Annotated in this window: 12 protein-coding genes; 5 read left to right on the plus strand and 7 right to left on the minus strand. The window is 72.4% G+C overall.

Going from position 1 to position 11,187, the window contains the following annotated elements; all coding sequences use genetic code 11:
* Both AC1DUQ_RS08290 and AC1DUQ_RS08295 read right to left on the minus strand, forming a co-directional pair.
* A partial coding sequence (locus AC1DUQ_RS08290; RefSeq protein WP_477073641.1) for a thiolase family protein occupies window positions 1-648 on the minus strand: 648 nt, incomplete at its 3' end.
* The gene (locus AC1DUQ_RS08295) at window positions 648-1,841 is read right to left on the minus strand and encodes an acyl-CoA dehydrogenase family protein (protein ID WP_477073642.1); all 1,194 of its coding nucleotides are present in this window, start codon (window positions 1,839-1,841) and stop codon (window positions 648-650) included. The genes AC1DUQ_RS08295 and AC1DUQ_RS08290, both read right to left, overlap by 1 nt.
* Window positions 1,842-1,941: 100 nt before the next feature.
* On the opposite strand from AC1DUQ_RS08295, the gene AC1DUQ_RS08300 reads away from it, so the two are divergent.
* The 5 genes from AC1DUQ_RS08300 to AC1DUQ_RS08320 all read left to right on the plus strand — a co-directional run bounded on the left by AC1DUQ_RS08300 (window position 1,942) and on the right by AC1DUQ_RS08320 (window position 6,886).
* Complete coding sequence (locus AC1DUQ_RS08300) at window positions 1,942-2,583, plus strand: QsdR family transcriptional regulator (protein ID WP_477061436.1); 642 nt, start codon at window positions 1,942-1,944, stop codon at window positions 2,581-2,583.
* Entirely contained in the window at window positions 2,580-2,984 is a 405-nt protein-coding gene (locus AC1DUQ_RS08305) for an acyl-CoA thioesterase (RefSeq protein ID WP_477061437.1), read from the plus strand. The genes AC1DUQ_RS08300 and AC1DUQ_RS08305 overlap by 4 nt, the downstream gene beginning before the upstream one ends.
* Before the next feature lie 70 nt (window positions 2,985-3,054).
* Entirely contained in the window at window positions 3,055-4,092 is a 1,038-nt protein-coding gene (locus AC1DUQ_RS08310; protein ID WP_477073643.1) for a phosphotransferase family protein, read from the plus strand.
* Window positions 4,092-5,288, plus strand: coding sequence for an acyl-CoA dehydrogenase family protein (locus AC1DUQ_RS08315; RefSeq protein ID WP_477061439.1), 1,197 nt, complete (start codon window positions 4,092-4,094; stop codon window positions 5,286-5,288). Before AC1DUQ_RS08310 ends, AC1DUQ_RS08315 begins: the two co-directional genes overlap by 1 nt.
* A gap of 14 nt (window positions 5,289-5,302) precedes the next feature.
* Window positions 5,303-6,886: a long-chain-fatty-acid--CoA ligase gene (locus AC1DUQ_RS08320; protein ID WP_477061440.1), complete on the plus strand. Its 1,584-nt coding sequence runs from the start codon at window positions 5,303-5,305 to the stop codon at window positions 6,884-6,886.
* A gap of 56 nt (window positions 6,887-6,942) precedes the next feature.
* On the opposite strand, the gene AC1DUQ_RS08325 is transcribed toward AC1DUQ_RS08320, so the two are convergent.
* The 5 genes from AC1DUQ_RS08325 to AC1DUQ_RS08345 form a co-directional block, all read right to left on the minus strand.
* Complete coding sequence (locus tag AC1DUQ_RS08325) at window positions 6,943-8,205, minus strand: ABC transporter substrate-binding protein (protein ID WP_477061441.1); 1,263 nt, start codon at window positions 8,203-8,205, stop codon at window positions 6,943-6,945.
* A gap of 5 nt (window positions 8,206-8,210) precedes the next feature.
* Window positions 8,211-9,290, minus strand: a complete 1,080-nt coding sequence (locus AC1DUQ_RS08330; protein ID WP_477061442.1) for a branched-chain amino acid ABC transporter permease — start codon at window positions 9,288-9,290, stop codon at window positions 8,211-8,213.
* Complete coding sequence (locus tag AC1DUQ_RS08335) at window positions 9,287-10,165, minus strand: branched-chain amino acid ABC transporter permease (protein ID WP_477061443.1); 879 nt, start codon at window positions 10,163-10,165, stop codon at window positions 9,287-9,289. Before AC1DUQ_RS08335 ends, AC1DUQ_RS08330 begins: the two co-directional genes overlap by 4 nt.
* Window positions 10,165-10,875 carry an ABC transporter ATP-binding protein gene (locus tag AC1DUQ_RS08340; protein ID WP_477073644.1) on the minus strand — a complete coding sequence of 237 codons (711 nt, stop codon included), beginning with the start codon at window positions 10,873-10,875 and terminating at the stop codon, window positions 10,165-10,167. The genes AC1DUQ_RS08335 and AC1DUQ_RS08340 overlap by 1 nt, the downstream gene beginning before the upstream one ends.
* Window positions 10,872-11,187 (minus strand): ABC transporter ATP-binding protein C-terminal domain-containing protein (locus AC1DUQ_RS08345; protein WP_477073645.1); only part of this gene is annotated, 316 nt, incomplete at its 5' end. The genes AC1DUQ_RS08345 and AC1DUQ_RS08340, both read right to left, overlap by 4 nt.

Here is an 11,187-nt window from a genome sequence, read left to right on the forward strand (position 1 = left end):
GATCTCGTCGGCCCAGAACCCGTTGGCCAGGGCCTTCTCCGCGCGGTTCTGGGAGAGCGCGGCGAACTCGTCCTGCTCCCGCCGGGTGGTGCCGGTGAGCGCGGCGACGTTCTCGGCCGTCTGACCCATCGCGATGTACGCGTCGGGGAGCAGTCCGCTCTCGCGGGGGTCGGTCCACGTCTCGCCGGACACCGCCCGTGCGGCCGTGCGTCCCACCGCCTCGGCGAACCGTGGGTTCTGCAGGTCGACGCCGGGGATGTAGTCCGAGGAGCCGACGACCGACCGGCTCACGCACTCGACGCCGGCGGACACGAACACGTCGCCCTCGCCGGCCTTGATCGCGTGGAACGCCATCCGGGTGGTCTGCAGCGACGACGAGCAGTACCGGTTGACGGTGGTGCCCGGGACGGAGTCGAGGCCGAGCAGCACCGCGACGATCCGCGCCATGTTCATGCCCTGCTCGCCGCCGGGCATGCCGCAGCCGAGCAGCAGGTCCTCGACGCGGCCGGGGTCGAGCGCGGGGACCTGCGCGAGGGCGGCGCGGACCATGGAGGCGGCGAGGTCGTCGGGACGCACCTGTGCCAGGGACCCCTTGAACGCGCGGCCGATGGGGGAGCGGGCGGTCGCGACGATGTACGCCTCGGCCATCAGACGAACGCCGCGATGCCGGTGATGGCACGCCCCACGATCAGGGTGTTCATGTCGCGCGTGCCCTCGAACGAGTACACGGCCTCGGCGTCGGCCATGTAGCGCGCGACGCCGTGGTCCAGCTGGATGCCGTTGCCGCCGAGCGTCTCGCGGCACAGCGCCACGGTCTCCCGCATCGCGGTCGTGGTGGAGGCCTTGGCCAGTGCCGAGTGCTGGTCGCCCTGGCGGTCCTCGTCCTGCAGCTGTGCCGCCCGGACGCACAGGGCGATGCTCGCCGTGATGTTGCCCAGGCACCGGGCGAGCCGGTCCTGGACCAGCTGGAACGACGCGATCGGCTTGCCGAACTGCTCGCGCTCCAGCGCGTACCGCACGGTGGCCTCGTAGGCGCCGACCGCCACCCCGACCGCCTGCCACGCGACCTCCGCCCGGGTCAGGCGCAGGACGGTGGCGACGTCCTTGAACGAGTGGATGTTCGGCRGCCGGTCGGCCTCGTCGACGATCACGCCGTCGAGCAGGATGTCGGCGTTCTGCACCGATCGCAGGGCCTGCTTGCGCTCGATCTTGGTGGCGGAGAACCCGGGGGTGCCGCGGCGCACGATGAATCCCTTGACCTGGTCGTCGGCGGTGTCGCGCGCCCAGATGACCGTGAGGTCCGCGAACGTGGCGTTGCCGATCCAGCGCTTGGCGCCGTTGAGCACCCAGGTGTCGCCGGTGCGGTGCGCGGTGGTGCGCAGGCCGCGTGCCGTGTCCGAGCCGGACAGCGGCTCGGTGAGCCCGAAGGCGCCGACCAGCTCGCCGCGGCTCATGGGCGGCAGCAGCTCGGCCCGCTGCTCGAGGGAACCGCCGACGCCGATCGCGCCCATGGTCAGCCCGTTCTGCACGCCGATGAAGGTGGAGAACCCGGCGTCCACCCGGGAGAGCTCGAGCGCGACCCACCCGCGGTAGACGGCGCTGTTCTCGAACCGGACGGTCTCCGGCCACATCGGCCCCAGCAGCCCGAGCTCACCGACCCGCGGGATGAGGTGCACGGGGAACTCGGCGCGGTCCCAGCAGTCGTCCGCGATCGGCCGGACCTCGGTCTCCAGGAACTCCCGGATCTCCATGACGTGCTCGTTCTCGACCGGCGTGAGCAGGTCCTGGAAGGAGTAGAAGTCGCTGGTCAGCAACGCGTGGGTCACGTCTGTCTGTGTCACGTCATGGCTCCGCTCGTCGATCGGCTCTGATCTCGCTCCGAGTCTGCATCATTTTCCCAGATGTTGCATACCCCCTGTCCCGGAGGAGTAGGTTGCCGCCATGTCGCACCTCGACGTCATCGGAGGCGGGCTCGGCCGCATCGGCACCCGCGTCGCGCCCTCGTGGCTGTCCCAACGGCTGGAGGACGGTGAGCACGCCGAGGCGCTGCGGGCGTTCGTCGCCGCCCGCGAGACGTTCATCGAGGGTGCGCGGATCGACATGGGTCGCCTGGCGACGAAGCTCGGCGTCGACCGCACCTCGCTGTTCCGCTGGGTGGGCAACCGCGACGCGCTCCTCTCGGAGGTCCTCTGGTCGCTGGCGGTCCCCACGCTCGAGCAGGCGGAGGCCGCGACGCGGGGCACCGAGGGCGCCGCGCGGGTGGCCGCGGTCCTCACGCACTTCGCGCGCGACCTCATCACCGCTGACTACTTCCGGGGCTTCCTGCGGCGCGAGCCGGCGCGTGCCCTGCGGCTGCTGACCACCAAGGAGAGCGACATCCAGCGGCGGTACGTCGCCGTCGTCGAGGCCTTGGTTCGCCAGGAGCTGGGCGACCAGCCGTTCGACGGGGCCGTCGGCGCGCACGACCTGGCGTACCTGCTGGTCCGCGTCTCCGAGTCGTTCACCTACGCGGACCTCATCACGGGCGACGTGCCGAGCGCCGAGCGCGCCCGGGCGGCGTTCGAGCTGGTGCTGCGGCCATGACGTTCCCGCACCGCGCTCCGTTCCCCACGAGGTGGAACGACAACGACGTCTACGGGCACCTCAACAACACCGTCTACTACGAGGCCATGGACACGACGATCAACGTCTGGCTCATGACCTCGGCCGGCCTCGACCCGTCCGCCGGGGAGCCGATCGGCGTCTGCGTGTCGTCGTCGTGCGAGTTCCGCGCCTCCGCGAGCTTTCCCGAGCCGCTCGAGGTGGGCCTGCGGGCCGGCCGGCTCGGGACGAGCAGCGTGACGTGGGAGCTCGGCATCCTGCGCGACGGCGACGTGGTCGCCGAGGGACGGTTCGTGCACGTGTTCGTCGACCACGCGACGCGGCGCCCCGTCCCGATCCCCGCGCACATCCGCGAGGCCATCGAGCGCGAGCTCGTCGTCTGATCGGGTAGCATACCGACCGGGCGGTATGACGACGTGCCTCCCGGAGAGGCGGTCGACGATGACCCGACGCATGCCGGAYCCGCCCGGGCTCGACGTGGCGCGACTCGAGTCGTACCTGAGGCGTGAGCACCCGGCCACCGTGGACGACGGTCCGCTGTCGGCACGGGTGATCGCCGGAGGGCGCAGCAACCTCACCTACCGGGTCGACGGCGGCCCGGAGCCCCTGGTCGTCCGCAGGCCGCCGCTCGGTCACGTGCAGACCACCGCGCACGACATGGCCCGCGAGTTCCGGGTCATCTCGGCGCTGCGGGGATCCCGCGTCCCGGTCCCGCCGGCGGTCGCGCTGGTGGAGGACCCGTCCGCGGGCACGGGCACGGTGTTCTACGTCATGCACCTCGTGGAGGGGTCGGTGCTGGCCCACCAGGCCCAGAACACCACCTACACCGCGGCCGAGCTGCGCACCGTGAGCCTGGAGCTGGCCTCGCTGCTCGCCGAGCTGCACGCGATCGACCCCGCGGACGTCGGGCTCGCCGACCTGGGGCGGTCCGACGRATACCTCGACCGGCAGCTGCGGCGATGGCGCGCCCAGCTGGACGGGTCGCGCTCGCGGCCGGTGCCGAGCCTCGACGACCTGCAGGAACGCCTGGCGGGACGCGTGCCGACGACGCGGCGCAGCAGCATCGTGCACGGCGACTACCGGCTGGACAACGCGCTCGTCGGGGGAGTGGTCCCGCACATCACGGCGATCCTCGACTGGGAGATGGCCACCCTGGGTGACTCGGCGGTGGACCTCGGGATGCTGGGCCTCTACTGGCACATCCGCGGCATCGCCGGTGCCGAGGGGGTCGCGCCCAGCGCGGTCGACCCGGCCGCGGGCTACCCGGAGTTCGACGAGCTCGTCGACACCTACTGCACCCGCCTGGGCACCAGCGTGCCGGAGCTCGGCTGGTACCGGGCGTTCGCCGCGTACAAGCTCGCGGTCATCCTCGAGGGGATCCACTTCCGGTTCCTCGGCGGGGACACGGTCGGCGACGGGTTCGACCGGATCGGGGGACTGGTCGGGCCGCTCGCCGACGAGGGCCTGGCGCAGCTGGCCGGGGTGCGCTGATGGACTTCGCGCCCGACGCCGTGACGGTCGACGTCGTCGGCCGCGTGCAGGCGTTCCTCGACGAGCACGTCTACCCCGCCGAGCCGGTGCTGGAGGCGGAGCTGGCGGCGACCCCGACCGAGTGGGGCACGCGGCCGGTGGTCCGGCGGCTGCAGGGGCTGGCCGGCGAGCAGGGCCTCTGGAACCTCTTCCTGCCGAGCGTCCTCACCAACCTCCAGTACGCGCCGGTGGCTGAGCTCACCGGCCGCAGCCCGCGCCTGGCCCCGGCGGCGTTCAACTGCGCGGCCCCGGACACCGGCAACATGGAGCTGCTCTCCGAGTTCGGCACGCCCGAGCAGAAGGAGGAGTGGCTGGAGCCRCTCCTGGACGCCGAGATCCGGTCCGCGTTCTGCATGACCGAGCCGGACGTGGCGTCGTCGGACGCCTCGCAGATCGCCACGCGCATCGTCCGCGACGGCGACGAGTACGTGATCACCGGCCGCAAGTGGTGGTCGACCGGTGCCATGAACCCCGAGTGCGCGCTGCTGGTGGTGATGGGAGCCACCGACCCGTCGGCGCAGCGGCACCGGCGCCAGAGCATGGTGCTGGTGCCGCGGGACGCCCCGGGCGTGCGGATCGTGCGGCCGCTGACCGTGTTCGGGTACGACGACCGCGACCACGGGGGGCACGCGGAGATCGTGTTCGAGGACGTGCGCGTGCCTGTGGCCAACATCCTGTCCGGGGAGGGCGAGGGTTTCGCCATCGCGCAGGCGCGGCTCGGCCCGGGCCGGATCCACCACTGCATGCGGTCGCTCGGCATGGCGGAGCGGGCGATGGACCTGGTCGTCGAGCGCGCGCGATCCCGGACCGCCTTCGGGCGCCCGCTCGCCGACCAGGGCGTCGTGCGCGAGTGGGTGGCCGAGTCCCGGCTCCAGATCGAGGCGCTGCGCCTCCTGGTACTGAAGACGGCCTGGCTCATGGACACGGTCGGCAACCGCGCGGCCATGACCGAGATCCAGGCCATCAAGATCGCGGTCCCCCGGGCCGTGCAGCAGATCCTCGACCGCGCCATCCAGCTGTTCGGCGCGGCCGGCCTGTCCGGTGACCAGCCGCTGGCCGAGATGTTCGCCGCCGCCCGGGCCCTGCGCCTGGCAGACGGACCGGACGAGGTCCACCTCGCCTCACTCGGGCGAGCCCAGCTGACGAATGAGAGGTAGGGACAGTGTCCACAATGCCTTCTGATCAGGCTCTCGATGGCGCGGGCTACGCCAGCCTGTCCGTCGCGGCGATCCTCGCCGAGACCGCCCACCGCACCCCTGACCGCACGGCGTTCCTCCTGGGCGACCAGGTGGTCCGCTACGGCGAGCTGTGGGACCAGACGCGCTCCTACGCGGGTGCCCTCCGGGCTCGCGGCATCGGACCGGGCGACCGCGTCGCCATGATCGTGCCGAACGTGCCCGACTTCGCCCGCGTCTACTACGGCGTGCTGGCCCTGGGTGCGGTCGTCGTGCCGGTCCACCTGCTGTTCAAGGCGGACGAGATCGAGTTCGTCCTGCGCGACTCCGGCGCGACGCTCCTGGTCGCCGCGGCGCCGATGCTCGCCGAGTCGGCGCCCGCGGCGGCCCGGGCCGGCATCCCGCTGCTCACGGTGCTGGTCCCCGACGGCATGGCGGTCCCCTTCCCCCGACTCGAGGACGAGGCGGCAGCGGCGGACCCGATCGACCGGTACGAGTCCGTGCACCCGATCAGCGCCGCGACGATCCTCTACACGAGCGGCACCACGGGCCGGCCCAAGGGGGCGGTCGGCTCGCACCTGTCGATCGTCGAGCAGGTGCACGTGGCCCTCATCGACCTGTTCGACATGCGTCGCGACGACGTCGTCTTCGGCGGCCTGCCGCTCTTCCACACGTTCGGGCAGGTCTCGGTGATGAACACCGCGTTCCGCCGGGGTGCCGCCGTGATCCTGCTGCCGAAGTTCGACCCGGACCAGGCCCTCGCGCAGATGGTCCACCACGGCGCCACGGTGTTCACGGCAGTCCCGACGATGTACATCGGCCTCCTCCAGGCCGCCGCGCGCAGCACGGCCCGACCACCTCTGCGGTACGCGGTGTCGGGCGGCGCGGCGCTGCCCGTGGCGGTGCTCGAGGTGTTCTCGCGGGAGTTCGCCGCGGAGGTGCACGAGGGGTACGGGCTGACGGAGACGTCGCCGGCCGTCGCGTTCAACCGTGTCGGTGAGCCGATCCGGCCCGGCACCGTCGGGCGACCGCTGTGGGGCGTGGACATCGCGATCGCGGACGCGCAGACCGACGACCGCATCGTCCCCGTGCCCGCCGGCGAGCTGGGCGAGATCGTGATCCGCGGGCACGCGCTGTTCAAGGGCTACCTGGGCAACCCGGAGGCCTCTGCTGCCGCGGTCGTGGACGGCTGGTTCCGCACGGGTGACCTGGGCACCATGGACGCCGACGACATCGTGACGATCGTGGACCGCAAGAAGGACATGATCGTGCGCAACGGCTACAACGTGTACCCGAGCGAGGTCGAGGACGTGATGATGCGGCACCCCGCAGTCGCGTTCGCGGCGGTCTTCGGGCTCCCCGACGAGGCGCGCGGGCAGGAGGTGCACGCCGCGGTGGTGCTCCTCGACGGGCACGAGGCGACGCCCGACGAGCTGGTCGCGTTCACGCAGGAGCGCATCGCGGCCTACAAGTTCCCCCGCGTGGTGCACCTGGTGGACGCCCTGCCGCTCGGCGGCAGCGGCAAGGTGCTCAAGCGCGAGCTCGTGGCGCAGTTCTCCACGGTGGCCGCCGAGGCCTGAGACGGACCGGAGGCCCGGCCCCCTCGTGGGGGACCGGGCCTCCGGCGCGTGCGGGCTCAGGCGGTCGGGATGCCGTCTCCCTCGAGCGGTACGGCCTCGCCCGTGTAGGGCACGACGTCCCCGTCGCCCGCGTCCGTGGTGAAGATCGGGCCCACGTAGTCCTGGACACCCTTGTCGACGGCGGTGATGCCGACTCCCTCGAAGGCCGCGTGGCTGTCCTTGGCGAAGCTCAGCGGCACGATCCCGTTGCCCGTCAGCGCCCCCACCTCGAGGGCGTCGAGCACGCTCGCGCGCGTCGGGTCGTCCCCGGCCTTGGCGAGTGCCTGCGCGAACAGGTACCCGACCGACATCCCGAAGATGGTGTTCCCGCTGAACGGTGCGCCGTCGTTGTACTCGTCGTTGATCTCCTGGAAGAGCGTGACCCACTCGTCGTCCGGGCTGAACGGCAGGTAGTTGGAGCTGACGAAGCCCTGGAGCAGCAGCGGCGCGACGTCCTCGCCGAGGTAGCCGACCAGCGTCGGGTAGTCCCCGCCGGACGACGACGACACCCACTGGGCCGGGTACTTCATCTTGGCGGCGGTGCCGAGTGCCAGGGCGGTGAACCCGTTGACGGTGGCCAGGAAGTTGACCTCGCAGCCCGCCGCCTGCATGGCGCCGATCTGCGCGACGACGTCCTGCACCGACACGGAGTACGTCTGCGTCGAGGCGAGCCCGTCGGCGCCCAGCACGGTCCGCAGGCCGGTGGTGAAGTCAGTGCCGAAGTCGTCGTCCTGACCGAGCACGCAGTACGTCTTGTCGGGCCAGGTCTCCTGCGCGTACGTGGCCAGCGCCTTCGCCTCCACGATGTAGCTCGCGTTGTACGCGAACGTCCACGGGTACTTCTCCGGCTGGTCCCACTGGGGGCTGCCCGAGGCGACGAACAGGTCCGGCACCTCGTTCTCGTTGAGGTAGTCGACCACCGACGAGTGCGTGGGGGTGCCGAGGCCGTTGAGCACCGCGAACACCTCGTCCTCCTGGACCAGCTCGCGCACGACGGTCTGCGTGGTCGCCGGGTTGTAGCCGTCGTCCTTGACCACGTACTCGATGCTGCGGCCGTTGATCCCGCCGTTGTCGTTGACGTAGTCGAAGTACGCCTTCGTCGCCGCCGAGATCGACGAGTAGCCCGCCGCGGCAGGTCCGGTCAACGGGGTGTGCGTGCCGATCGTGATGGTGTCGTCCGTGACGCCGGGCGACGCCTCGGGGGTGGAGCACGCGGACAGGCCGGCCGCGACGAGCGCCGTGGCGACCAGCGCGGGGATGGACCGGGAGCGCTGTGACATCGGTGTCACCTCTGTTCTTCGGTAGGGACGAGGACCAACGCGTGTTCTTCCGTGCGGACGGGGTCGTCGATGGGTCTGCGCCGGGCGGTGAGTGCGCCGTGCAGGCCCTGCGGGGCGAGTGCCATGACCGTGATGAGCAGGAGGCCGAAGACGAGGACCGCGAGGTTGCCGTCGAGGCGCTGAGCGGCATCGGTGGGGAGCCCCGCGGTCAGTCGGCCGATGAGCCAGGGCAGGAGGACGATGACGGCCGAGCCGAGCCCCGCGCCGAGGATGCTGCCCAGACCGCCGATCACGACGGCGACCACGAGCAGGAGCGAGAAGCCGACGGTGTACGCCCCCGGGCTCACGGCCTGGGCGACGAAGCACAGGATCGCGCCGCCGAGCCCCGCCGCGACGGAGCTGGCCGTGAACGCCAGCACCTTCACGCGTCCCGCGGGGATGCCGCTGAGCCGCGCGGCCACCTCGTCGTCACGGACCGCCTGCATCCGCAGCCCGAACCGCCCGCCGCGCAGCGCGGTCAGGCCGGTCACGACGACGGCCGCGACGACCACCGCCACCATCGCCTGCCACTGCTCGAGCGCGATCACCCGCCGGAACGCGTCGGGCACGCCCTCGAACGCGGTCTGGACGCCCTGGTCGCCGTGCAGCACGGTGGACCAGGTGGAGGCGACCGCGGGCAGGGCGACGACGACGGCGAGCGTCAGCCCGGCGAGGTACGGCCCCGAGAGGCGGGCGGCCGCGAGGCCGAGCAGCAGCCCGACGACCGCGCTCACCAGCGCCCCGGCGAGCAGGGCGACCACGAATCGTGCGACGCCGCCGAACGGCAGGGCGTTGCTGGTGAGCGCGTAGCCGTACCCGCCGACAGCCATCAGGGCGGCGTGCCCCAGGGAGAGCTGCCCGGTGGCACCGACGAGCACGGTGAGCCCGGCCGTCGCGCACAGGTAGGCGGCGACCAGGGCGAGCTGGTAGTTGCGGAACGGGTCGAGCGCGAACGTGCCCAGCAGCGCGACCAGGGTCCACCCGGCCGCGAGCAGGAGCGTGCGGGCGAGCGGGCGCTGGCCGGGCAGGCGCTGCCGGCGGCTCATGCGTGCCTCGCCGCTGCTGCCGCGAACAGGCCGGCGGGTCGCAGCAGGAGCACGAGCACCAACAGGCCGAGCACCGCGATCGGCACCAGCCCGGCGCCGAGGTACCCGGTCACCAGGCTCATCGCCACACCGACCACGACACCCCCGACGAGGGCACCGACCGGCGAGTCCAGGCCACCGACCACCGCGACCGTGAAGCCGAGCACGAACAGCGAGTCGGTGGCGTGCGGGTTGAGGCCGAGGCTCGTCGGCACCAGCAGCAGCGCCGCGAGCGAGCCGACGACGCTGGACAGGACCCAGCCGAGGGTGACGGTCCGCGAGACCCGGACGCCCAGCAGCCGGGACACCTCGGGGGCGAACGCGGCGGCACGCATCTGCAGCCCGAGCGAGGTCCACCGGAACAGGACGGCCAGCACCACCATGACCACCACCGCGGTGACCAGCACGAACAGGTCGTACGGGGAGAGCAGCGGCACGCCGCCGACGAGCGCCGCGCTGTCGTCGAACGGGACGCGCATCGGCCGGTAGTCCGGACCGAACACGATCCCCAGCGCCGACTGCAGGACCATCACCAGCCCGATCGCCAGGATCACGCCCGACAGGGGAGACCGGGGCGACGCGAACCGCATCACCCCCCGCTCGACGGCGAACCCGAGAAGGCCGCCGGACACCAGCGCGGCCACGAGCCCGAGCCAGTAGCTGCCGGTCAGCGCCGTGACCTCGAACGCCACGTACGTGCTCACCACCGCCATCGCGCCCTGCGCGAAGTTGATGACGCGCGCGCCGCGCCAGATGAGCACGAGGGCCAGCGCGAACAGCGCCAGCACGGCGCCGCGCGCGAGGCCGGTGCCCAGGAGGAAGACGAGTCGGTCCATCAGAACCCCAGGTAGGCGTGGCGGAGGCGCTCGTCCGCGGCGAGCTCGTGCGCCGGGCGCGACGCCACGACCTCACCGAGACCGAGGACGACGCCGTGGTCGGCGACGGACAGCGCACCGACGACGTTCTGCTCGGCGAGCAGGACGGTGAGCCCGGTGCGGTCGGCCAGGCCGCGCAGCACCCCCATGATCTGGGCGACCACGCGGGGTGCGAGCCCGAGCGACGGCTCGTCGAGCAGCAGGACGGTGGGCCGCGCGACCAGCGCACGACCGAGCGCGAGCATCTGCCGCTCGCCGCCGGAGAGCTGGTGGCCGGCGTGGTTCCTCYGGCGCGCCAGCGGCTCGAACAGCGCGTAGACCTCGGCGATCGCCCCGCGCCGGTCGGCCCCGCGCCACAGCCCGCCCAGCCGCAGGTTCTCGTCCACGGTCAGCTCGGCCACGACCCCGCGGCCCTCGGGCACGTGGGCGAGCCCGCTCCGGACGCGGTCCTCGACGCTCACCGCGGCGAGGTCTCGACCGGCCAGCCGGACCGTGCCGCTGGTCGGGGGCACCAGTGCGCTGAGGGTGCGCAGCAGGGTCGTCTTGCCCGCTCCGTTGGCGCCGACCAGCGCGACGATGCTGCCCGCGGGGACGTCGAGGTCCACGTCCCGCAGCACGGGCGCCCCGCCGTAGCCGACCGTGAGGCCGCGGACCTCGAGCAGAGCGGTCACGACGCCGTCACCTCGATCCCCAGGTAGGCCTCGTCGACCGCCGGGTCGCCCGCGACCTCGTCGGGAGTGCCGGACGCGATCACGCGGCCGAAGTCGAGCACGACCACGCGGTCGCACACGCCCATCACGAAGTCGACGTGGTGCTCCACCAGCAGCACGGCGCAGCCGGTGGAGGCGGTGTGGCGGACCAGGTCGCCGAGCGCTGCGATGTCGTCGGTGCCGAGTCCCCCGGCGGGCTCGTCGAGGAGCAGCAGACGGGGCTCGGCGACGAGCGCCCGGGCCAGCGCGACCTTCTTCTGCTCCGGGTAGGGC

The sequence above is a fragment of the Cellulomonas sp. P4_B5_2 genome, from assembly GCF_056402235.1.